16 protein-coding genes and 5 pseudogenes are annotated in these 22,588 nt (G+C 54.6%); 9 read left to right on the forward strand and 12 right to left on the reverse strand.

Features of this window, described 5'->3' with window-relative positions; translation table 11 throughout:
* Window positions 1–40 precede the first annotated feature (40 nt).
* Entirely contained in the window at window positions 41–424 is a 384-nt protein-coding gene (locus SynA1544_RS14835) for a DDE-type integrase/transposase/recombinase (RefSeq protein ID WP_255477598.1), read from the reverse strand.
* A gap of 143 nt (window positions 425–567) precedes the next feature.
* Between SynA1544_RS14835 and SynA1544_RS14840 the strand changes: the two genes are divergently transcribed.
* On the forward strand, window positions 568–822 hold the full coding sequence (locus SynA1544_RS14840; protein WP_255477599.1) for a hypothetical protein: 255 nt from the start codon (window positions 568–570) through the stop codon (window positions 820–822).
* Window positions 823–908: 86 nt separating this feature from the next.
* On the opposite strand, the gene SynA1544_RS14845 is transcribed toward SynA1544_RS14840, so the two are convergent.
* From SynA1544_RS14845 to SynA1544_RS10775, 3 genes are all read right to left on the reverse strand, one after another.
* The gene (locus tag SynA1544_RS14845; RefSeq protein WP_255477600.1) at window positions 909–1,286 is read right to left on the reverse strand and encodes a transposase; all 378 of its coding nucleotides are present in this window, start codon (window positions 1,284–1,286) and stop codon (window positions 909–911) included.
* Window positions 1,287–1,517: 231 nt separating this feature from the next.
* Window positions 1,518–1,730 carry a transposase gene (locus tag SynA1544_RS10770; protein WP_186513558.1) on the reverse strand — a complete coding sequence of 71 codons (213 nt, stop codon included), beginning with the start codon at window positions 1,728–1,730 and terminating at the stop codon, window positions 1,518–1,520.
* 214 nt (window positions 1,731–1,944) lie between these two features.
* Window positions 1,945–3,846 carry a CHASE2 domain-containing protein gene (locus SynA1544_RS10775; RefSeq protein WP_186513561.1) on the reverse strand — a complete coding sequence of 634 codons (1,902 nt, stop codon included), beginning with the start codon at window positions 3,844–3,846 and terminating at the stop codon, window positions 1,945–1,947.
* A gap of 441 nt (window positions 3,847–4,287) precedes the next feature.
* Here SynA1544_RS10775 and SynA1544_RS10780 point away from each other — a divergent pair, with 441 nt between their 5' ends.
* Both SynA1544_RS10780 and SynA1544_RS10785 read left to right on the forward strand, forming a co-directional pair.
* Window positions 4,288–4,863, forward strand: coding sequence for a transposase family protein (locus SynA1544_RS10780; RefSeq protein WP_186515556.1), 576 nt, complete (start codon window positions 4,288–4,290; stop codon window positions 4,861–4,863).
* Between the two features lie 44 nt (window positions 4,864–4,907).
* Window positions 4,908–5,411: pseudogene (locus tag SynA1544_RS10785) on the forward strand (transposase); the annotation flags it as partial.
* 187 nt (window positions 5,412–5,598) lie between these two features.
* On the opposite strand, the pseudogene SynA1544_RS15080 reads toward SynA1544_RS10785, so the two are convergent.
* Window positions 5,599–5,886: pseudogene (locus tag SynA1544_RS15080) on the reverse strand (transposase); the annotation flags it as partial.
* 341 nt (window positions 5,887–6,227) lie between these two features.
* Here SynA1544_RS15080 and SynA1544_RS10795 point away from each other — a divergent pair.
* The 4 genes from SynA1544_RS10795 (at window position 6,228) to SynA1544_RS14860 (ending at window position 9,513) form a co-directional block, all read left to right on the forward strand.
* Window positions 6,228–7,805, forward strand: a complete 1,578-nt coding sequence (locus SynA1544_RS10795; RefSeq protein WP_186513564.1) for a tryptophan 7-halogenase — start codon at window positions 6,228–6,230, stop codon at window positions 7,803–7,805.
* 521 nt (window positions 7,806–8,326) lie between these two features.
* Entirely contained in the window at window positions 8,327–8,629 is a 303-nt protein-coding gene (locus tag SynA1544_RS14850) for a transposase (protein WP_255477523.1), read from the forward strand.
* Window positions 8,630–8,741: 112 nt separating this feature from the next.
* On the forward strand, window positions 8,742–8,909 hold the full coding sequence (locus SynA1544_RS14855; protein ID WP_255477522.1) for an IS3 family transposase: 168 nt from the start codon (window positions 8,742–8,744) through the stop codon (window positions 8,907–8,909).
* Window positions 8,910–8,928: 19 nt separating this feature from the next.
* Window positions 8,929–9,513, forward strand: a complete 585-nt coding sequence (locus SynA1544_RS14860; protein ID WP_255477556.1) for an IS3 family transposase — start codon at window positions 8,929–8,931, stop codon at window positions 9,511–9,513.
* Window positions 9,514–9,579: 66 nt separating this feature from the next.
* Here the strand turns inward: SynA1544_RS14860 and SynA1544_RS10805 are convergent.
* Window positions 9,580–10,161 (reverse strand): annotated as a pseudogene (locus SynA1544_RS10805) (transposase); the annotation flags it as partial.
* A gap of 489 nt (window positions 10,162–10,650) precedes the next feature.
* Here SynA1544_RS10805 and SynA1544_RS10810 point away from each other — a divergent pair.
* Window positions 10,651–10,950 carry a hypothetical protein gene (locus SynA1544_RS10810; protein ID WP_186513566.1) on the forward strand — a complete coding sequence of 100 codons (300 nt, stop codon included), beginning with the start codon at window positions 10,651–10,653 and terminating at the stop codon, window positions 10,948–10,950.
* Window positions 10,951–11,193: 243 nt separating this feature from the next.
* On the opposite strand, the pseudogene SynA1544_RS10815 reads toward SynA1544_RS10810, so the two are convergent.
* From SynA1544_RS10815 to SynA1544_RS15085, 6 genes and pseudogenes are all read right to left on the reverse strand, one after another.
* Window positions 11,194–11,998, reverse strand: a pseudogene (locus SynA1544_RS10815) (transposase).
* Between the two features lie 350 nt (window positions 11,999–12,348).
* Window positions 12,349–14,556, reverse strand: a complete 2,208-nt coding sequence (locus tag SynA1544_RS10820; RefSeq protein ID WP_186513567.1) for an NHLP family bacteriocin export ABC transporter peptidase/permease/ATPase subunit — start codon at window positions 14,554–14,556, stop codon at window positions 12,349–12,351.
* A 14-nt stretch (window positions 14,557–14,570) separates the two neighbouring features.
* Window positions 14,571–15,692 carry an HlyD family efflux transporter periplasmic adaptor subunit gene (locus SynA1544_RS10825; protein ID WP_186513577.1) on the reverse strand — a complete coding sequence of 374 codons (1,122 nt, stop codon included), beginning with the start codon at window positions 15,690–15,692 and terminating at the stop codon, window positions 14,571–14,573.
* Window positions 15,692–18,391, reverse strand: coding sequence for an ATP-binding cassette domain-containing protein (locus tag SynA1544_RS10830; RefSeq protein WP_186513579.1), 2,700 nt, complete (start codon window positions 18,389–18,391; stop codon window positions 15,692–15,694). The genes SynA1544_RS10825 and SynA1544_RS10830 overlap by 1 nt, the downstream gene beginning before the upstream one ends.
* A complete protein-coding gene (locus tag SynA1544_RS10835) occupies window positions 18,388–19,335 on the reverse strand; it encodes a cyclic nucleotide-binding domain-containing protein (RefSeq protein WP_186513588.1) in 948 nt (315 codons plus the stop codon). The genes SynA1544_RS10830 and SynA1544_RS10835 overlap by 4 nt, the downstream gene beginning before the upstream one ends.
* Window positions 19,336–19,639: 304 nt before the next feature.
* Window positions 19,640–20,622: pseudogene (locus tag SynA1544_RS15085) on the reverse strand (transposase).
* Between the two features lie 202 nt (window positions 20,623–20,824).
* Between SynA1544_RS15085 and SynA1544_RS10845 the strand changes: the two are divergent.
* Window positions 20,825–22,525, forward strand: coding sequence for a ShlB/FhaC/HecB family hemolysin secretion/activation protein (locus SynA1544_RS10845; RefSeq protein ID WP_186513590.1), 1,701 nt, complete (start codon window positions 20,825–20,827; stop codon window positions 22,523–22,525).
* The last annotated feature ends 63 nt before the right edge of the window (window positions 22,526–22,588 follow it).

Genomic DNA, 22,588 nt, shown 5'->3' on the forward strand with positions numbered 1-22,588 from the left:
TTCCAGCGTGGCTGCCCGCAATTCTTCGAGAAGCCTGCGGCTAGGCGTTGCCGTTATCGGCATGGAGGATCAGCGGCTGCTGCCGGCCCTTGCTGATCCGCTCGCGGAGGCAGGCCCGGCTGACCAGATCGGCTGCAATGGCTGGATCTTCTCGCTCAGCAACATCCCAGGCCACCACCTTGCGGCTCCAGATGTCGATCACCAGGTAGAGATAGAGCCAGATCCCACGCACGGTGGTGGGCAAATCGGAGATGTCCCAGCTCCACACCTGGTTCGGGCCTGTGGCCCGCAACCGTGGAACCCGTCTGGGCTCCTGCGGTGGCCTTGCACGACCGCGACGGTGCACCTGGTCATGCTCGTGGAGCACCCGGTAGAAGCTACTCTCTGAACCGATAAAAATCCCCTGGTCAGCCAGATCAGGCACGATCTGACTCGGTGGCAGAGCGGCGTACTGGGGTTGATTGCAGGTGAGCAGGATCCTCTGGCGCTCCTCGGCCGTGAGGCGATGGGGACTATGGCGGGGGCTGCCTTGCGGCGGTCCCCACCGTCCCCATCACCAAGAAGGCGTTGGCGCCATCGCTTGAGGGTGCGCAGGCAGATGCCGATCTCGCTGCAAGCGCTGACCAGGCCTGCACCAGCGGTATGGGCCTCGCTGATCAGCTCGATCGCCTTGCGGCGGTGAGCGGCGCTGGTCAGCCTTCCGCGTCCTCCGAGCAGAAGGCCTCCCACTTTTTTCGCAGCACCAGCAAGGCCGCCATCTCCGCCATGGCCTTCTCCTTGCGCTGCAGCTCCTTCTACTCCTACGGAGAAGCCTTCGGCTAGAGAGCCTTGATCTCCTTCTGGTCCTGGGCACGGAGCTTCTCCAGCTCTTTCTGCTCTTACGGCTCGGCAAGCTCGCCGGACTGCGTCTACAAGGTGAGCACTGGCTTTTCATTGGCATCAAGTGCCTCCGGCACGCTGGCCGTAGGCCAGGTAGGGGCGGCCTGGCGCCAACGGTCGACCTGCTCTGGGTACAGCCCCCGCTCACGGCAGTAGGCGCTGAGCTCAGTGGCGTTCAGGCCAGCGGTCTCGAGCACCACCGTGAATTTGTCGGATGCACTCCAACCATCAGGGTCTTTCTCGGATGCCGGCACCACCTCTCCCTGCAGCCGCCAAGTCTTCCTCCAGTTGTAGAGGGTCATCACGTGGATGCCCAGCTCATCAGAAATCTGAGCCACGCTCTGCATGTGAGGCGGGCTCATTCGCCTCCTCACATCAGCTTTAACGGCCTCGCTGTAACGACGCATTGGTCATGTCCTCAAGCACACTTGGTGATCGAAATGGAGAGGCGTCAACTTTGCTGGCAGAGGGGGATCTGGAACAGGGCGCGCAGGGCCTCAACAGCCCTGCGGCGTCGTTCCGGGCTCAGAAGTTTCCCTCGGCTAACTCCTACTGCTGCGCCGGGCCTGCGGCTAGAGCATTGCCTTCTCCAGCTCAGCCTCGGCCAGAAGCTTCTACTCCTTCGGAGAAGCCTTCGGCTAGAGACGGGCGTTTTCCTTCTCCAGCCGGGTCAGCCGTTTGGCCTCCTCGGCCTGCATACCCCCGTACTGCTGTTTCCAGCAGTGGTAGGTCGGCTGGGTGACCTCAATGGCGCGGCAGACGTCGGCGACGGTCTTGCCCTGGGCGATCAACTGCTCAGCGGTCTTGAGCTTGCGGATGATCTGCTCGGCTGTGTGGCGGATGCGTTTCATGGTGAAGTCCCCGACCCAGTCTGGCCGGATGAGGACTTTCATTCACCCTGGACCGATCTCCGGGGTCCACGTCAGTCACTTTCGTTCTGAAGCTCTCCAACGTTCAGAATGTTCTCGAGATTTGGTTTATTCTTTTTAAATGGATGCCTTTACTTATCTCTTGGTCTGCGTGGTTTGTCTTGCGCCTCACTTAAATTTTAAAGCTCCTTTTGTATCAATTTTTGTCTCCTTTTTGACTTTCTGCCGCTTGGGTGGAGCTTCCTTTGAATTTCAATTCACTGACTTTGAGTGGCTTGTCGCGCCCCTTGACTTGAACGGGTCCCCAGTCTTCAAAGCTCAGTGATGCACGGAATTCTGTTGGCAAGAGTTCCAAGGTAGTGCTGGACAGCAGCACCCTGAGAACCCCTTCATGTCGATGTTTGTCATAACTTTCCAGGCGTGACGCGCAGTTCACGGCATCGCCGATCACGGCGTATTCGATCCGTTCCGCACTTCCCATGGATCCCACCAATGCCTCACCAGAGTGGATGCCCATGCGCACACGCATGGTGGGTGCCCCCTCGGCAATCAGTTCAGCGTTCAGCCGTTCCAGCCCGTTGTTGATCTCGATCGCCGCTTCGACGGCTGCCTGCGCTTCTGCTGAGGGATCGCCTGGTAGAGGAACTCCGAACACTGCGAGCATGCCATCGCCGGTGAACTTGTTCACCATTCCGTTCCGTTGGGTGACGGCGGGCACGCAAACCTCCATGCCCCGGTTGAGCCAGTCCATCAGCTCCCGTGGGCTCATGCCCTCGGAGACGCTGGTGAAGGACGCCGTATCGGTGAACAGAGAGGTGATCGGAAGCTGTTGACCCATAAAGCGACCGTTGCTCAGCAGGGCATCGCGCTGCGCCCAGAGTTGTTCGGCCACGGCGGGCGATGTGGTTTGGCCGAGCAGTTGCCGGATCTGCTGCGAATGCTGCTGGCTTTCCACACCTCGACGCAGCCAGGCTGCGCCACCGAAGCTCAGTAAGGCGGCGATGGGCATGGCGATGCCGGCCCAAATGTGATTCCACAGCAGCAATCCAAACCCTCCAGCTGCCGATCCAGCCAGGAGCACGACCACCAGGATGCTGACCCGTTGTTTGGGGATTCGCTCGCCGAGCAGCAGGCCGCTTGCGGCGAAGCCCAGCACCAGCAGCAGATTGCCCCATCCGGGCATAATCCAGCCCTGGATCAGTGTTCCGTTGCGTTCATCGATGAGCGTGGCAAGCCGGTTCGCATGCATCTCCACACCGGAAATCTGGAACAAGGTTTCACCTTGTCTGTACCGCGTATGGGGGACCTCAAAGAGGTCACGTAATGACGCTGCAGTGCTACCGATCAGCACAATGCGGTTGCGCAGTTTCTCCTCGGGGACGCTGCCGTCGACCAGGTCGGTCAGGGAGTAACTCGGATAGCTACCGGGTTCCCGGAACCGCATCAGGCGTTGGTACCCCCAAGCTGCCTCGATTTCGTTGTGGTATCCACCGCCATTGACGCTGAGCCAGGCTCCTTCGTGCGTTTCTGTTTCAAGGGAGGAACGGATGACGGTGTCCCCTGTTGCCACCTCCAGGACGCGCATGGGGAAGGAGACGGTGGCCTCGTCCTGACCAGTGACATGCACCAGATCGCGGCGCAAGACACCATCCGCATCCACGCTGATGTCGTTGTACGACTGGCGTTCGGGAGGCGTTCCTGGTACCGGAGGGATATCGGACGCGACGTTGAAGATGGACACCAGGGTGGGTTCGTCTCGAAAGCGATCACGCAGGCACTTTTGGTTGGGCCCGACGCCTTTGTCCCGATAGATATCAAAGCCGATGGCCACGACGCCTGCGGCATTGAGCGCATCGAAGGCTTCGCAGAACACACCGTCATCAATCGGCCACCCGAAGCGTTTGATGTCATCTTCTTCAATGCCCACCAAAGTGATGGGTGTGTCCTGCCCGGAACCCTCAGCCCTCTGGCTGGTGATCAGGTCGTAAAGCACCAGATCAAGGGTCTGGGCCAGGCCTGTGCTGCGAAGCAACAAAAGCACCACCACGGCAGCCAGGTAAGGGCCCGCGGATTGAACCAGCTGGCGGATGCTCTTCATCCCTCAAGGGAGGTGGTCTGATCCAGGCTGGCATTGAAATGGCTCATCAGCAGCCTGGCGTCTTCGATCTGCAATGTTCCCTGCTAGATCGCCGTCTCCGAGGCCTGACGCAGCCGCTCCAGGATGAGATCGGGGTTGTGCTGCATCTTCTTGAGCACATCTTATCCAGCGACAATGAAGTTGGCCGGTTGGGTGAGTGCTGGAGACCCTGGCGCCGATGCGCAGGGCCCAGGGGATGCCGGCACCACTGACAAGCCACCAACGCAACCTGTTCGTGGCGAAACGACGAGGTGGCGCCCCTTTGAGTGTCACTCAGGCCAGGGCTGATTCAAAGTCTGTCCCAGGCACTCTTCCCGGGGTTGTCAGCATGGGTTGAGGTCGGCGGAATCGCCTCTTCTTTGTGTTTGAAAGCGCCTACGCCGCAACCGATCTCGACCTAATCTGCTATTTGAGGTCGATCCCCGATGCGCGCATGCGGCGCGGGGTCGGTTCCCGGCCTGGTATTTGCTGCTGGTGGCCGTGCTCGGAATCCTGAGTGGCTGCCAGAGCTTGCGGGATCTGGAGCGCTTTGCCATTCGCCACCACGCCGTGCTCACCGAGGCGCTGGGCGTGGAGCTGCGGCGGCCGCCATCGAATTCCTCGTTTCGTTACTTCTTCCACCAGGAGGACGTAGCGGCGATCTGCGCGGCGATCAGTGACTGGACGATCGCCCAGATCCCAGGCGGCGCAACGGATCTCGATCAGCTGGTCTGTGACTGTAAGACCTTGAGAGGCTCGATTGAGCCCACAGCCGGTGATAAATCGGCGTTCATTGCCCAGGTCACGCTGTACTCCGCCGCTCTGGGCGTGGCGATCAGCCAGGCTTGCTACGCCACCGGCGAAAACCACGAGCGGGCGGTGCTGCGCCAACTGCTCGTCGAGCTCGATCTTGAGGGTCTGCTGATCCAGGCGGATGCGCTTCATACCCAGCGACCGTTTTTCGGCAGCTCGAGGAGCAGGGGGCCGACTTCCTCCTGACCGTGTAGCCGAAGGCTTCTCCGAAGGAGTGCGCCAACCAGAAGACGCTGCACCGCCAGATCCGCTGCCAGTTCCAGGGCAAGCGCAGAATCCCTTTCGTGGCAACGGATCACGAGGTTGGCCATGGCCGCGATATCACCTGGACGCTGCGCGCCAAGCAGGCTCCAGAGCACATCAGCGAGGCCTGGATCGGCACCAGCTGGATCGTGGGAGTCACAGCCAGCGGCACCCGTAACGGCAAGGCGTTTCACGCCACCCACTTGTTCCTGACGAGCCTGCGCACAACGCCAGAAGCGCTGCTGCAACTGGTGAGAGACCGGTGGAGCATTGAGGCCTGGCACTGGATCCGTGACACCCAGCTCCATGAAGATGCCCACCGCTACCGGGGCAATGGCGCTGGAGTGATGGCCACCCTGCGCACGGCAGCGATGAACCTGCTGAGGCTGGCTGGCTTCCGCTCGATCCGGAATGGCTTACAGGCGGTGATGCACGACATCACGACATTGCTGGCAATGGCGCGGCGGCAGCCGGAATCCGCTCCTGGCTGAACTTTGAATCAGCCCTGTCACTCAGGCGGTCCTGTGATCCTTTCCGGAGGGTTAACAGGAGAAGTCGGAGATTGACTGCTGGGAGCTGATCGCTCAGCTCCATTTTCCACCATGAACCCTGATCGCCGAATGTGCAACTCAACGATCGTGGAGTTCTGTATGGATTCAGCAAGATGTTAATTTGATTTCAGTTGATGGTTGCAATCGTCTGATCTGCAGCATCACCATCGGTGAGCTCCAGCGGCTCTTCTGGCTTCGGGATCTTGGCGATGGTGACCTCCGAGAAAAAGCGGAGGCGCTCCAGCTGCCATTCCTCCTGCTGCTCCAGTAGCTGAGCACCAACCAGCCGCACGATCGATGCGACTTTGGGGGAGATGCCGACGACGTTGGTGCGGCCTTTGATCACTGCGCTGCCAAGCGCACCTCGCGTTGCGACATTGAGACGCTCGAGCGGGTTGGTGCTCCAGACCTTACGCCAGCACTGGTGCCCTCCATGAGCTGAGCCAGCTCGGAAGCGGCATTATGGGTGAGGGTCATGGTCTGTGTTCGCTTTGGTGGTAGTGCTCCGAACAGGGTCACAGACCGGCCCACCCTTTGCCACAGCTGAACGGTCAAGGAGGCGAGCCGTCAGCCCCGGCTACGCCGGGGCTGATCCCCGAGTTGCACCACTAGCTGGAACGCTGCTAGAGTAGGTAAAATGGATACCAAAACTCCATTTGAAGAACATAAAACTTATGGAAAAACAACAGAAAGGAATGAAGACCCTTCACCCTAAGACTTCATCTGTAGAGATAGATATACAAGTGAACAAATAAAATGCCCTTGATGAACAATATTTTTATAGTTGGTGGTGGTTTTTCTGGGTGGATTACTGCTTTATTTTTACAGAGAAGTTTTCCACATCTCGATATAAAAGTTATTCAATCAGCGAAAATAGAAACCTTAGGTGTTGGAGAAAGCACTACACCTATGATTATAGAACTTTTTGATTATCTTGATATTTCTATTCAAGATTTGATTACAAATTGTGGGGCAACAATTAAAAACGCTACAAAATTTACAAATTGGAACAATGACGGAAAATCATATTTTCATGGATTTAGAATATATGATAGTCGATTAGATTTTTATTTTAAAACTAAATTTTCCCCATATTCAAAATATTTTTTTAATAATGGGACAGAGTCTTGTCGTTCTTTTGTTGCTATAAATGAAATCTACAATAAAAGAAACTTAGATGAAATTTATTTGCCTTCTATTTTAAGTTATAGAAATAAAATACCTCTTTCAATTAATGCAGGGAAAAAATTTGTACATACAAATCCAGTAGCACATTTCGATCATCATTGCTCTTTTGCTTTGCATTTAGACGCATCAAAAGTTGCTGTATATTTAAGACAAATTGGCATAGAAAGGGGAATAGAAAGCATAGATGGCTTGGTTTCTAGCGTAAAGCAAGACAAAGATGACTATGTTGAAGAATTAATTTTAGATGATAAAAGGAAATATAAATGCGATTTTGTGTTTGATTGTACTGGTTTTAGTAGATTATTTGTAGATAAGATATTTAAATCAAAATTTAAATCTTATCGTGATTATCTACCAATGAAAAAAGCAATACCATTCCAAATTGAAAACAAAGGAAAAACACCACCATATACGGAAGCAATATCAATGAAATATGGGTGGATGTGGAAAACTTCTGCTTCAGGTAGATATGGATGCGGATACACCTTCGATAGTGATTATATTAGTGAAGATCAAGCTTATGATGAAGTATCTAAAGTAATCAAACAAAAGCCTAATATTAAAAAGGTAATTTCTTTTTCTCCAGGATATTTCAAGACTCCTTGGAATAAAAATGTTTTATCTATAGGATTGTCTTCAGGATTCATAGAACCATTAGAGGCATCTTCTATTTGGCTTACTACTATGTGTCTTCGTATTTTCTTGCAAAATATAGGAGGATTTTTGAATAGAGAACAAAAAATAATTGACGAATATAATAAAGAGTTTCAAAAAAGAACCGATAGTATATTAAATTTAGTTTATTTTCACTATTTGTGCAAGAGAAATGATACTTTATTTTGGAAAGAATTTAGAAAGAAAAACAAAATCCCAGAACAACTCGAACAAATATTAGAAATATATTCATATAGAATACCAATAGGTACTGATCTTTGTTTTAATAGAACATTTAATGAAACAAGTTGGATTCTTGTGGGTGCTGGCAATAATTTCTTTGATATGGATGTAATCAATAAAGAGTACGATCTGTTTAATATTAAGCAGAATTTAGGCAATAGTATTGAAAAATTTAAAAATTCTTTAAGTTTAGTCGAACAGAACTGTGTTGATCATGACGATTTTATTAACTATATAAAGCATAAATAAAAAATAAAGACTGTATTTTATTGAATTCGACTATGTCATAATTTGCTAAATTAAGTGACAACAGTATGGTACAAAGAGTTCTTGTTGTAGATAAATAAGATATTCTAGACGAGAACGGACAAGAACAAGAAATTGTTGGAATATCATTTCTCCAGAGATTATTTGGAGAAATACTATATGGAAGCAAACTTGACATAACAATAACTTTAGGAATAAATATACAATGAATGTGATGCATGTAGAGAAAATTTAGATGCTTTCATTTCACCAAACCCTTATCCTTCGCGGTCTTTGAACGAAACCACATTTCAGTGGGAACCACCAACACCTAGGAGGCTGATGAAAAAGCAAGCGAAAGCTGGCCTATTGGCCGCATCGTGACCGTTGTTGGCTCCGCGCCAATCAGGTTGACCGCCAGCAATGGGCTGACCCGTTGCTTGGAGAGCCATCAAGACTGAGCTGGTCTGGTTTTTCTGGACAGGTCCCATCGTTAACCTCTGAGGTGGGGTATCGCCCCTGAAATGGGGCTCCCACTCATGAGCAAGCGACGCACCCACAGTCCCGAATTCAAGGCCAGAGTCGCCATGGAGGCGATCAGTGGCCGCAAGACAATCCAGGAGATCGCTGCTGATCACGCGATCCACTCCATCCAGGTAAGCCAGTGGAAGAAGCAGCTGCTGGATGGCGCCAGTGAGCTGTTGACGCGAGGCAAGAAGAGCAAGGACAAGGAGGAGGGCCAGGCCAAAGAAGCTGAGCTGTTCCAGCAGATCGGCAAGCTCCAGATGGAACTGGAGTGGCTCCAAAAAAAATCTCAGCTGCTCTGATGCCCGTGAACTGCGAAAGCTGGTCGATCCAGGCCACCCTGAGCTCAGCATCAGCCGCCAATGTGCACTGCTGGGCCTACCCCGATCGACGCATGACTACCGGCCGACACCGGTGCGGGAATCGACGCTGCGGATCATGGCCAGGATCGATGCTCTTGATCTGGACGATCCGTGCAGCGGTAGCCGTCGGATGGTCGAGTACCTGGCCAGAGAAGGCATCCCGATCAGCCGCGATCGGGTGCGAAAGCTCATGCGCCGCCAAGGTTTGACAGGCGATTGACCAACAACCCCGCACCACCGTGCCAGGCGAGCCATCCGAGCGATTTCCCTGCCTGGTGGACCTCAAGCAAGTCAGGGCAGCGGACCAGATCTGGGCGACCGATATTACCTTCATCCCGCTGCAGAAGGGATTCCTCTACCTGGTGGCAATCGTGGATCTGTTCTCCAGAAATGTTCTCAGCTGGAAGCTGTCAAACAGCCTTGACACGGAATTCTGTCTGCAAGCATTGGAGATGGCCCTCAGTGGTGGCCGTAAGCCGGAGATCTTCCACGCTGATCAGGGATGCCAGTTCACCTCTTCTGACTTCGTGGCCAGGCTGCGGGAAGAGACAATCAAGATCAGCTGGTCAGGTAGAAAGCGCTGCTACGACAACATCCTGGTGGAGAGATTGTGGCGAACCCTCAAATATGAGGAGGTGTATCTGCATGCCTACAACGATGGCTGGGAGGCTGAAGTCAACCTGGCCCGCTTCCTTTGGAGGTACTGCCATGTAAGGCCACACAGCTCTCTGGGAGGCAAAACTCCCCAAGAGGTCTACACTGAAACTGAACCCTGTTCCTCCCGCCCGGAGTTAACGATGTCAGGGGCCAGAACTGTCCAATAAAAGCCATCCACCTCAGACAGGGTTCGGAGACTGGTGGACGGTGCCTTTTGTCTCCTGTTGCCACCCTCATGCCATCACCGCCTGGGTTCTGAGCAGATTGCTGATGCGGATCAGGTTGTAGGCCACGACATGCAACCGGAACACCGCTCCCACCTTTGATCGGCCGCGAGCTTTGAGTTGCCTCAACCCTGCTGACTGTTTGATCCAGCCAAACACCTGCTCGATTCGCTTGCGGGAGTTGATCGATTGGGCGTACCCCTGGTGGCGGGACGTGCGGCCATCGATCGCCGATCCACCGCTGCGAGTGATGTTCTGGGCAACGTGCGGAGTGATGCCGTTGATGCGCAGATCGGCCACGAACTCCCTGGTGTCGTAACCCTTGTCGGCACCCAAGGTTTTCTGGTGCGCACCACGGAGCGAACGGGCCATGCGCAGCGCTGCCTCACGCTCCGCTCTGCCTGTGGCCTGGCTGACTTCACTGGCGACCACCAGGCCGTTGCGGTTCTCCATGACGCAATGGCCCATGAAGCTCAGGAAAGCGCCGACGCCCGGGGCTTTCTTGAACAACCGGGCCTCGTCGTCGCTTGCGGAGCGGTGGGTTTGGTTGGAGAGCAGCAGGCCGCGGAAGTCGCCTTTGGCGCGCTTCTTGATCACAACAGCAGGTGCTGATGGCAGCGACGGGAAGATGGACTGAGGCTCCGGACTCACCCTCCCGCCGCATCACACCACCTCGACGTCGCTCAAGAAGCAAGCCACCGGCACTCCAGCTGAGCTGCCCGAGTGGCGCTGACACTGCTGGGTGCTGCGGACGACAAACTCCTTGCTCATCCAGCAAATCCAGCAGGAAATACACCTGATGGTCCTCAGAGAGCCACTCACGAGGCGACGGCGGCAGCAGGGTGATCTGTTCCGGCTGCAAGGGTCGAAAGGCCCTGCGCTTCTGCATGCCCCAGTCTATTACCCAGATCCATTGCGGTTACTGGGATCTGGGCAGATTTATGGGCGTCTATGGAGAGCGCCTGCTGGGTCTATGCGCGACAGGCTCCTCGGTGGCTTTGGCCTTCAGCGGTGTTTCGGTTTCCAGGGCAACGGTGTTGACAACTGCTGCTGATTGGCTAGGATATAATTGATCATTTCTTGTCTGAAAAAATGCAAGAACAGTTTGATGCAGTCAAAATCCAGCTTCTGACTGATGACAATGCTGGCCTGAGGCATGAGATTCTCAGTGCCTACCTGGAAGAACCTGAGCGCGGTGCCAACGTGATTGTCGCTTTTGCAAAAGAAAAGGGGCTTAAACTAGATGCAAGTATCGAGGACGTCGTAGAAGCTATGAAAACAATAGATCCTGTTTTCTCGATGGATCCTGAGGAAATTGATATTGAAATGACGCCAGCTGAGATGGCAAATGTCAGTGGGGCCGGATTCTCCTGCTGGTGAGTGTAAATTGATCTTAGCCCATCATTCAAAGCCCCTGCGATTGCAAGGGGCTTTTTATTTCTTCAGTCGCACCCATAATCCAGCAGAGCAGCATCCGATGCCTAGCATCATCGTACGCCTTCGCCAACAACTCATACTGGATGTTGGTCCAGCAAGGCATTGAGCGCTTCACCGTAAAAACCAGGGCGTACCAAAACCACTATCAATATTCCTTGCTTCCACTTTACTTCAAACCTTAATCCCTCAACACATTAACAAGTCAATTCGCTCTATATCGCGATCAAGGATGCCGTTGGCTCGCCAGACTGTCACCGCAATTTGATGCCACTCCGCTGGGATTTGATTGAGCCGCACATCAATGGCAAAAGGCGATTGCTGTTGCCCAGGCGAGACACGCTGTCTCTTACTTCTGTTGCTCCTACTGCGCTGAACCAATCGCTTCAGCATCCTTGGGCCCCAGTGTCACTTGGCTGCTCCCTTGGCGTGATGGCGATACCGCTGGCAAACTGCTCATAACGCCTGGAACACCCTGTCAGGGTTGATGCCAGTTGTAGAAAGCTGGGGTGCCATTCGCTGATGCCATCACACGCCAACCTTTCGTAACCCGTAGTTGGAATAAGGGTCGTAAAACCCCTTTCCTTTTCCAGCTGCTTTAGGGTTGTCGTGGATATAACGCAAGGTGTTGAGCAGTCGTGATCAATCGGTGCAATCGCAGTGGCGTCTGTTCGGCGACGATTAGATAGGCGGCCGCCTACGTAGTTGACACCGGGCAGGCGTCGTACCTGGCTTCCCAGAAGTGCCCGCAACGTCCAGACAATCGAGTCAAAGCCATGGCTGAGTACCAGCCAAACCAGTGCATCAGTTTTGGTAGCCTTGATGCATCGTCAGGTCTGATTAACAAGTGCAGCTGATTGGCTTGCGCCTTGGCGAGCACGGCTAACAGCACATCCCGCCGCAATCCCTTGGCAATCAAAAACTGACGACTGTTGCACCGCAAGGTGATGTGAAAGGAATGGCCCTGTGGCAGATGGCGTGGTGAGCGTGACAAGGGCGACAATGGCTGTGATATTGAAACGACACCAGAAAACTTGGCAAGCGTGAATGGTGGCGGCAAAGGCAGTGATGGTTCGTAGGGGCTTGTGATGTCTTTCAAGACACTCACAAGTCAACAAACACGCTTCGATAATGGGCGCCATCGCCATTAACTCGGCCTGAATGGTACCTGAATGAAAGCCTTATTCTGGGTGATCCAGGTTGGGAGACGTCAGAAGCTCCTCGGGCCTTGCACGCCGATGTGATATCTCCAGGCGGTTTGATGTCTTCCTCGACTCACCCTGCGATCCCGCTGTTGCAATTCTGGCTTGAGATCGAGAACCGTGATCTCTGTCTCAAAAGAACCTAAGCGACCTCTTGAAGCAGTTGAGCGTAAGGACTATCCGGATCAGCAATCATGCTGTCGTGACGTCCTTGTTGAACAACCTTCCCCTGATCCATCACCAGAATCAGGTCGGCATCGCGGATGGTGCTGAGTCGGTGCGCCACGATCACCTGGGTGCACCCGCGATGACTCAGGTTCTCAATCACCTTGCGTTCCGTTTCGGCATCGAGTGCTGAGGTGGCCTCATCCATCACCAGGATGCTCGGATCTCGTGCAAGAGCGCGGGCCAGTTCAAGCCGCTGACGTTGTCCGCCGGAGAGATTGTTGCCACCTTCACTCAAGACGAATTCCATGCCTTCCGGCAGACCTTGAATCACATCGTGAATCTCGGCATCTCTGCAGGCGCGTTGAAGATCGGAGGTGCTGATGGATGGGTTCCAAAGGGCGAGGTTGTCGCGGACAGAACAGCCGTAGATCTGAATGTCCTCCTGAACCATCGCCAGTGAAGTGGTGCTGACCGCCCGGGGTATGTCCAACAGGGTGGATCCATCGAACAAAATGGCCCCGTCAGTGGGTTGGTGAAGACCGGCAATGAGCTTGGCCAAGGTGCTTCTGCCGCTGCCACTTCGGCCGACCAAGGCGATACGTTGACCTGGGTGGATGGTGAGGTTGAACTTCTTGATGAGTGGATCCTTGATGGCGACAAAGCCAAAGCTGACGTTCTTCAGGACAATCTTCCCGCTGAGACGACGGTTGGAAGTGATTGGAGCTCTTGACTCCTCATTGAGTAGCAGAGGGTCGCGCTCTTGTTCCAGCACATCTTCGAGGCGCAGCACCTCTGCTTCAAACGTCGGTTGTTGCTGAACAAAGCTGATCACGCTGTCGACCTGGGTTTTCAGTGACAGGGCGATGGTCTGCGCGGCAAGCAACATGCCAAGGGTGAGTTCACCCTGGATCACCAGGAAGAAGCCCACAATGAAGATGGCGACTTCATTGAACGTGTTAAGGGCATTGGGGATAACGCGGAGTCGAGCATTCCGTAGTTGCAGGCTTTGGAATGTGTTCAGAAGCCTGGTTTGATACCCCGCAACGCGTCGAAAGACGTCCTGTTCCAGTGCGGCTGCCTTCACTGTTTCAATGTGGCTGATTGCCGCAAATGTCACCGCACCTGCTTTCCCTCTGTCTTTCTGAAGAGTGAGATTGGCATCTTTTTGAATCCTCAGACTCGTGATGACGACGGCGGCATTGAATCCCATTGTGAGGATCACCAGCAGGCCCAGCCAGTGGCTGTAGAGCATCATGAGAATGAGGTAAAACAACAGCAGCACAATGGATGTCGCCATCGGAATCAGGCGACTGCCGATGAATTCAGCGATGCTCGCGTTAGCCGTCATCCGACTGGCGATGTCTGAGGCATAGCGCTGGCTGTAAAACCGCTCGGGTAAAGCGAGCATCTGATGTTCAAAGCTCACGGCAAACCGACGGGTGAGCCGGCGTTCCAACGTGCGTGTGCCGAGCAGTTGCAGAGATTGCAGCAGAGCTTGCAGGCTGATGGTGAGAGCCATCGCCCAGAGCATCGGTTTCAACCAGTTCTCCATGCCATTGCCGATCACCTCATCGATGTAGATCTGAGCAAAGATCGGCATCACCAGCTGCGGCAAGATCAGCATCAAGCCGCTCAGCAGAATGAACAGCGCACCTCCGGGCTCTGTGAACAGCCGTCGCCAGACGATTGGCCAGACCGACGGCGCCTGTCCTTCCCGGACAAACTCCTCGCTTGGCGTCAGCGTCAGAACAATCCCGGTGTAGCTGGTTTCAAATTCGCTGTGGCTGACTTTGCGAGGCCCCAGTGCTGGGTCGTTCAAGGCGATTTTGTCGCCAATGAATCCTTCAAAAACGAGAAAATGATTGAATTCCCAAAATAAAATAGCCGGAGGAGTGATCTTCTTCAGGGCCTTGATTCCCTTTTTAAAGCCTCGGCCATTCAGTCCATAACTTTTGGCGGCAAGGATGAGATTGGCAGCATCACTTCCATCCCTTGAGACACCACAGCGTTCACGCAATTGAGTGAGTGGAACATATCGCCCATAGTGTTGAAGAATGATTCCCAGTGCTGCAGCGCCACACTCGGTGCTTTCCATCTGCAGCCGAGTTGGTGTCTGCACCCAGCGCCTCTGGATTTTCGCCTGCAATTCGTCGATCAGCTGTCGCAGCGATTGGATCAGCATGGTGACGATGGTGCTCAGTAAATTCCGGTCAGGTCACGCAGGATTGGGATCACATAGCTGATGGGCCTACGCTCCTCCACCAACACCCGCACCGTCGTCGTGGTTCCTGCTGACAGAGTGATTTTTGGGCCTGCACCGCCGCCCCAGTCATAGCCGCTGTGCGTGGCGGGATCCCGTTGCAGGGTCGTACTCACTTCGATCAGTGGGTCGGACTTAGCACCACGCACGGACTCCAGCAACGACGGCACACCAAGGCGTTTGACGATGGCTTCATCCCGTACAGGCAGCAATCGAACCGTGACGATTTCACCTTCGATGCCGCCATGGCGCTGCTGTTTTGTGGTGGTTGGACTGACCCGAACCCGCTGTCCTTGCTCAAGGCGTTTCCCGTCTTGAGCGGCGAAAAAGACGAGGCTTTCGAAATCTTCACCCGTCCCTTCAAGTTGCAGGGTGAACAATGTGGAACCGGGCTGCACCACCTCTCCTTGATGCACGCCTCGATCCACGATGCAACCTGTGATCGGTGCACGGATCAGGCTTGTCCGTTCGATTTCTTCCTGCCGGGACAGGATGCGGTTTTGGTGTTCCTTGATCTGCTGTTCACGCCGACTGTTTTCGGACTCCATGGCATAGCGCAATTGGCTGAGTTCACGCTGCCTGCGGTTAAGTTCGTCCGTTGACAGCGCTCCGGTCTGTGCAAGATGGCTGACCCGTTCGATATCGGCTTGTAACTGGCTGAGCCGTTGTTGAGCCAGCAGGTCCTGTGCCTCGTCCTGGCTGCGCATCTGAGCCAACTGTGTTGTGACCGCGTTCATTTCGATTTCCTGACTGACAGGATCTATTCGTGCCATCAGGCTGTTGGCATCAATGCAATCGCCAACGTTCACCAATAACTCAGTGATCTGTCCGCTGGTTTCGCTTTGGACCACCGTCAGACTGTTGGGTTTGATCAACACCCCATTTCCGCTGATCCTCACCGGAATCCGACCGAAGATCGACCAGGCGAGAATGGTCAGACTGAACAAAGTGAGCGATGTCAGCAGCACCCATTGGGTGGGACGCAGAAGCTGAAGCGGCTGATCGAGTTGTTCCGGCGTGGACAGGGAATCCAGTGCGGCCTTCCGGAAAAGGCTCATTAGATTTGGCGTTGCATGAGACGACGAAACAGACCGTCATTGGCCATGAGGGTGTCGTAATTTCCCTGCTCCTTCACTTGCCCTTGGTCCATCACGATGATGCGATCGGCATGACGAATGGTACTGAGTCGGTGGGCAATCACCACACGGGTGATGGAAAGTTGATCAAGACTTCGCGTCACCACGGCTTGGCTGTGGTTGTCGAGGGCGCTGGTGGCCTCATCGAAGATCAGCAGGCGGGGTTGTCTCACCAGGGCTCTGGCAATCGCAACCCTCTGGCGTTGTCCACCGGAGAGTGTTCCTCCTCCATCGGGAATCACCGTTTGCATGCCCATCGGCATGGCACGGATGTCATCCGCCAGTCCTGCCAGCTCTGCTGCATGCCAAGCCTGGTCTTCCTGGATCACAGCACCACCGGCAATCGCTTCCATCATCGACGCGCTTAACAGAGAGTTGTTCTGCAGAACCGTGCCAATTTGGTACCGAACACTGTTCAGGTCCATGCCAGCAAGGGGTCGTCCGTCGTAGAAAATGCTTCCGTCTTCCGGTGAAGCGAATCCCAATAGAAGACGAACGAGAGTGGATTTGCCCGATCCAGATGGTCCAACAATCGCGACGTACTCTCCCGCTTTGGCCTCGAAACTGACGCTGTCGAGGACGAGTGGACGGTCGTTGTCGTAGCGGTAACTGACGCGGTCCAGCTGAAGATTGCCCTGCAATGTGCCGATGTCTTCGTTGTTGTCCTGTGCTTCCGTTTCGGTATCAAGCAGGGGCCGCGCGCGTTCATAGATCACAGGCAGGTCAAATGCCCCTGCAAACACCCCTGCCAGTCCGGCGATGCCGCCGATAAACGTGTTGAAGGCAGCAAAGAAGCCGAGTTGTTGGCCGATGTTGGGTGCATTCACCATGGTTGATGATGCAGCCTCGGCCAACAGTCTGGTGATCATGATGTAAATCATCAAAGTCCCCAGATTGGGCATGATATTTTGCAGTAATGCTGCTGAGGCTTCTTTAACGTCCAGGGAGTTTTCAAGGTTGACAACTTGCTGATAGCGTTCTGCCCACCATCGAGCTGCGGGTGCTTCGGCACCCGCGAGTCTTAATTTGCCGACTGAATTGATCAGCTCAAGATTGCGACTCTGGGCTTCAGCCTCTGCCACTTCCTGATGGCGTTGCAATGGGCGAGATTGCAACGCAAGGAATGTGGTTGGCACAACGATCAGAACGGCAACCGCAATCGCCAGAACAGTGAGTTTCACGCTGATCCGCAGCATGAACAGCACATAGGTGCTGGTGAGGACCAAGCGCACCAACCCGCCCTCCATCAAGGCTTGGATTTCGAGTCTGAGTTCATCAAAAGCGCCAAATCGCAATTGCAGGTCGCCAATGCTTCGCAGACGAAAGAACTCCGTGGGCAACTTGAGCAACCGGTGCATGGCTGCAAGTTGCGTTTTTGCTGCACCGGAGTGCTGGGTGAGCAGCACGTCGCGGCTTTGAAGCCACTCCAGCGCCACACGTGTGATTCCGGCTGCGATCAACACGAGGCTGATCTGGAGAAGAAGGCCGAAATCCCTGTCTGGCAGGGCGCTGTTGGTAATGACCGTATTGAATGCCGGCGTCAGCATCGCCAGCCCGGTGGCAACAGCCATCAAGGCAATTCCACTACGAAACCCCCCGCTGACCACCCCGAGGCAGGCCCCTAGAAGAGTTCCGGTGGCCCCGAGTGTGAAGATCCATCGTGATGCCCCCACGTCTCGTCCGATCGACAGCAGGAAGCCGACGGCCAGTCCGAACAGCAGACCAGAGATGATGGAACGGCTCAGATTGTTGGGCTTGCCAAAGGCGAATTGCAGCAACCCAACGGTGCTGAGGTCACCCTTGGTCAAGGCTGGACTGACGGCCACCATTCTTGGGCTGAGCTCACTCAACAGGTCCAGGCAGTCCCAGATCGACCGCGGTTGTCTCATGCTCAACGGTTCCCAGATCTGATACCCGGATGGGGTTGACTTCAGATAAGCCGGAGCTTTGCTGTCGTCTTCAGCGAAAGCGATCAGATCGCCGCAATCGTGGTGAAGATTCTCTTCGGTGATGAGAACGTCTCGACCAATCAGACTGTTGTGCTCGAGCAACAGTTGCAGTCGTCGGCGTGGATCGCTCGGTGCATGCTTGAGATCCACGACTGAGCGCACGTTGATCCCTTGGATGGCGGCGAGGCAACGCAGCAGCCCTTGATTGGTGTCGCTTTTGTCTTCCCTGTGTTCGTTGGGGTGATGGATTTGTTCGAGTGACAGAAACAGATCTGTTGCTGAGGCGGCACTCAAAGGCGTGTGGCTGTCGACCCTGGTTTTGGAGGTCAGGATTCGTCGTTGGTACACAGCCTCAAACAACTCGATCAGGCTGTTGGGTGTGTTGATGTTGTCAGTGCTGAGGGTGTCGGTCTCCTGGCGCTCAAGCTCCTGTTGCAACCAGAGCATCCCTTGGCTCGTGTCTGCGGTCGGCTGTTGATCAATCCTGTTGTCTTTTGTGGCGAGCAGGGCCAGTCCAAGCCGCTGCACGGTTTCGGTTGGTATCCCAGGCAGAGCAAGATCCGCTGGAATCCGAAACAGGGCCACACCATCCATGCTCGCCAGAAGATCCGACCGTTTGGCGCAGAAGGCCTCAGCTGGCCATGCCACACGCTCCCCTGCTGAAAGGTTCATGGCTGGATGCCTTCGCCGCTTTGGAATTTCTGGCAGAGGCTGTTGAACCGCTGCCCAGCACGGTTGATGCCTCCCAGTTGCATCAGGTCAAGCTCATCGCCCTCATCGCTCTCGCGTTCAGCCCCTTGGCTGCGTGAGGCCAGTTGGCGAGCGAGCAATTGGTCGCGGCTGCGTTGCGACAACATGCAGCTCAGGCTGCGGAAGAAATGTTCGGCGAGAGACGGATTGTCCTGCAGAGCCCGATTCAAAACCGTTTTGTTCAATTCCAGAAGTTCCATTCCGCCGGCGCTCTGAACCGTCGCGGTGGCGCCCTGGGCCTCGCTGTTGAGCAGTGTCAGCTCCCCAAGGAGCTCGCCTCGCCTGGAGCTGCCAACCCGTTTATTGAGGCCATCGATGTCGACAAAGATCTCGGCTTCTCCAGCCAGAATTAAAAAGATTGAGGGAACGTCCTGCCCTTGCTGAAGAAGAATGTCGCCCGGTTGGATGCGTCGTAGCGAGCCGATTCGGGCCAACGTAGCCACATCCTGCTCATTGAGTTCTGCAAAGAGAACGAGAACTTTCCGAAGTGGTTCAATCTCCTCTCCAGGACCTTCGTAGCGGTGGATCCAGGCGTTCTGACTTTGAATCTGAGCGGCGAGTTTCTTGGCGACGAGCCGTTGCCACTCGGCAGCGATGACCGGCTCGCTCTGGCTGAGTTCATCGAGCACAGCCACATCAAGTTCGAGAACCTTGCATGGTGTGGAGCTGACAACATCGGCAACAGCCGGCCGCTTTTCAAGCCAGCTCATTTCTCCAACCATGGCTCCGTCATGGAGAACGGCAAGGCGTTGTTGGTTGCCTTGATGATCAGTGGTCGTGATGGTGACTTCACCTTCGAGAAGAACGATCACACGATCACTCACGCGTCCTTCCTCGATCAAGAAGGTGCCTGGATCACAGTGCATGACTGACCCCTTTTCGAGCAGGCATGATTGCAATTCGGCGGAGGCAGAGGTTTGAAAGCTGAAGGCTTTGGAGCCCTTCATTCAGGCCGCGTCCCTTTGCATGTAAATCCTGAAGCCAGACTAGCCTGATCAGAGAGTGAACAGGGTGAAATGACGGCCTGTCATTCCCGAGGTGAGGAGTCGCCTCGTTTATTCACTATGCATGGTGAGGAATGACCTGCCAAGGGATTCGTCCTAGAGCGATCTGGTGGAGACGCAGGATTCAGCGCCGGCCCATGGCTGGGGCCCGAGTGGTTGCTGTGGGCTATGGCATGGCAGCCCTCTCCCGATCTGGTTCCGGCAAGGTCTCTGCGCTGGGTGGGATGGCGGCCATCGAGTCGAGCGAAAACATGGGGCGGCCCTCCAGCGGCCAGTGCCTGTCTTGCTCCAGCAACACCGCACCCACCAGGCGGGTGGGTTCCTCGTTCACCCGCTCCAGCAGGTTGGTACTCCAGAGCTTGCGCCAGTGGCTGTTTGGGAAGTGGCGGAAGGCCAGCACGTCCTCGCGGGCTGAGGCCAAGAGCTCAGCGGCTCTGGGTAACTTGGCGGCGAGCATGGCGCTCACCTGCTCCCATTGCTCAAGCACCGCCTCCTTGCTCTGCTGGCTGAACACCGAGCACAGGGCAACGGCCACCATCTCCTGCTGCGCCTTGGGGACGGTCTGCAGGAGGTTGCGGGCAAAGTGCACCCGGCAGCGCTGCCAGCAGCAGCCTTGGACCATGCGGCCCACGGCCTTGGTCAGGCCCACATGGGCGTCACTGACCACCAGCTGCACGCCAGTGAGGCCGCGCTGTTTGAGGCTGGCCAGGAACTCCCGCCAGAAGGGCTCGCTTTCGCTGTCACCCACCTTGAGGCCCAACAGCTCGCGGCGGCCGTCGGCATTGACGCCCATGGCGACGACGACAGCGCAGCAGCAGACCTGCAACGTCTTTCCGAGCCGATCGCTGCCACCAGGGCATCGACCTTGCGGATGGAGACGCCCTTGACCCAGGCCTCGATGATCACGGCATACAGGGCCTGATCGATGCGCCGCCGGGACTCGAGGATCATCGGGAAGAAGCTCCCCGAACGGAGTTCGGGGAGCGACAGCGGAATGTCGCCCACCTGGGTGGTGAGCAGGCGTGGCCGGCTGCCGTTGCGGTAGCCGCTGCGCTCCTCGCTGCGCTCGTGGCGGTCGACACTGAGCACGGCGGCGACCTCCAGCTCAATCAACTGCTGCAGGCCATGGCGTGCCAGCTCAGGGATCAACTCCCCGGCCGTGCTGCCATTGGGTAGTGACGCTAGGGCGGAGGCGCCAGAATCTGCCTAGGGCATGGTTCGTCTGGTTGAGATAGGACTCAAACCAGGGAAGTGGGCCTGCCCACCACTCGGAGGAACTCAGGCAATCTTGAAAACACTAACAAAAATTGTATAATGAAAAAAAATTTACCGAACATAGAGTTAGCCGAACATGGTGATCGACACTCTGTTATTGGCTCAAGCACAATTGGAGCCGAAGTTTCAACCAGGTCCTGCACGCATCCCTCAGCAGATCCCCATAGTGGCCCCAGAGCGACCCAACTCCGAGGATGAATCCTTGGAAGGGATACCAGCAGATTCAATCGATAGTGAGACCGACCAAGAACGGAAAACAAATCAAAGCAGAATTCAACGCTATCGAAAACAGACATTCCAACTTCAAGGGAATACCATCTACGGCGACAGAACCATTCGAAAATTTGTTCAAACTTGCACACAGGCTCCAAGCACGCTTTCACCTGAAGACTGGGCAGCGCTCTGTATCACCCTGCAATACCAAAAGAATGGATACATCAATACGAGAGTTTTTACCTCCGAGAGTGAATCAGGCGTTTCGCTCGATGTTTCGGAGGGTCGACTCACTGAATTACGCGTCAATGGGCCTAATGAAATATTAAATAGGAGAGTCAAAGAGAAGCTATCAAGACTGAAGACTCAGGTACTCAATGCCAATGAGGTGCTGTGGGCACTACAACTGCTACGCCGACAACCGGGGACCAAAGACATTCGTGGGCGACTAGGAAGAATCGGAAGTGACGCAACACAAAGCAGCCTGATTGTTAATACTGAGCCACAAGGGGCACAATTCAATGCGCTGTTGACCTACGACAACGAAGGAAAGATAAGTGCTGGAGAGCACAGAAATCAAGCCATCGCAACTGGAGAATCATTGCTGGAATTTACTGACCGATGGCTGGTTTATGCGGATCAGACATGGAGCGGAGGCCCTGAGATTGGATCCATCAATTACTCACTCAGCTACACCAAACCGCTGGGTATCAAAACAGAGGCTACAGCTTCACTTGGATTTGGCAGGTTTAAACCGATTGAACTGGAGGGTGTCGCAAAAAACTTCAGAACAAACCAATTTCAGGCTACCGGAATTGTCAAAAGAAAACTAATCGATTCTTATGATCATGATGTATCAATATTCGGTCAATTCTCATTCTTGAGATCCAACCTTTATCTCAATGACAAGGAACTTCCATCCGTTGTTCCCAATTTGATCCGTAAACCACAGTCTGGATACATCAGGCTTGGACTAGAAGCCAACAAGATCAATCGAGGTGCTGTGAGCAGCGCAATGTTATACGCCGTACAAGCTGTTGCAGGAAGCACTCCGGAAGATCAACTGAGAACACTCAAGGACATTGGCATCACCACCGAGCAATCCAACGCGGTTGGCGCCGCTATCAACAATGTTTTTCTGTTCAAAAATGGGATGCAGCTGAAGCTCAGCCTGGCTGGACAGAAAGCCTTCGGTCCACTTGTAAGCTCCATGCTGTTTCAGCTTGGCGCTAATAGTGGATTAATCGGACTTCCAAGCACAGTCCTCAGCGGAGAGAATGGACTCCAGGCAACAACTGAACTGCTGGTGCCCCTTGGCTCAATCAACCAATGGCCCATTGCATTGAAACCCTTTTACGGATATGGAGTCGTCAGCAGCCAAGAAGGTGAAAGCAGGTCCATCAGCAGCTTTGGCACAATGCTCAGCTTGACGAATCCGTCAAGAAAGCTCTCATTCGATGTGGGATGGACAGGCAATGTGAGCTCACAACCTCTGATCGAACGTTCCTGGCAGAGCTGGAGTTTGGCTAAGGGACTGATCACAAGGGCCACACTGAGCTTCTGAAGCCTCAACACATATCCAACGCTCACTGAAACAACACACCACACCTACAAGCCAATGACAGCA

The sequence above is a fragment of the Synechococcus sp. A15-44 genome (assembly GCF_014280115.1).
In the GTDB taxonomy this organism is placed as follows: Bacteria; Cyanobacteriota; Cyanobacteriia; order PCC-6307; family Cyanobiaceae; genus Parasynechococcus.

Excerpts from the sequence above, each read along its gene's own strand:
- SynA1544_RS10820 (WP_186513567.1), bottom strand. The coding sequence starts at position 14,556 with ATGCTGATCCAATCGCTGCGACAGCTGATCGACGAATTGCAGGCGAAA.
- SynA1544_RS10845 (WP_186513590.1), top strand. The coding sequence starts at position 20,825 with ATGGTGATCGACACTCTGTTATTGGCTCAAGCACAATTGGAGCCGAAG.
- SynA1544_RS14845 (WP_255477600.1), bottom strand. The coding sequence starts at position 1,286 with ATGCGTCGTTACAGCGAGGCCGTTAAAGCTGATGTGAGGAGGCGAATG.
- SynA1544_RS10795 (WP_186513564.1), top strand. The coding sequence starts at position 6,228 with ATGCCCTTGATGAACAATATTTTTATAGTTGGTGGTGGTTTTTCTGGG.
- SynA1544_RS10830 (WP_186513579.1), bottom strand. The coding sequence starts at position 18,391 with ATGAACCTTTCAGCAGGGGAGCGTGTGGCATGGCCAGCTGAGGCCTTC.
- SynA1544_RS10770 (WP_186513558.1), bottom strand. The coding sequence starts at position 1,730 with ATGAAACGCATCCGCCACACAGCCGAGCAGATCATCCGCAAGCTCAAG.
- SynA1544_RS10835 (WP_186513588.1), bottom strand. The coding sequence starts at position 19,335 with ATGCACTGTGATCCAGGCACCTTCTTGATCGAGGAAGGACGCGTGAGT.
- SynA1544_RS14850 (WP_255477523.1), top strand. The coding sequence starts at position 8,327 with ATGGGGCTCCCACTCATGAGCAAGCGACGCACCCACAGTCCCGAATTC.
- SynA1544_RS10775 (WP_186513561.1), bottom strand. The coding sequence starts at position 3,846 with ATGAAGAGCATCCGCCAGCTGGTTCAATCCGCGGGCCCTTACCTGGCT.
- SynA1544_RS10825 (WP_186513577.1), bottom strand. The coding sequence starts at position 15,692 with ATGAGCCTTTTCCGGAAGGCCGCACTGGATTCCCTGTCCACGCCGGAA.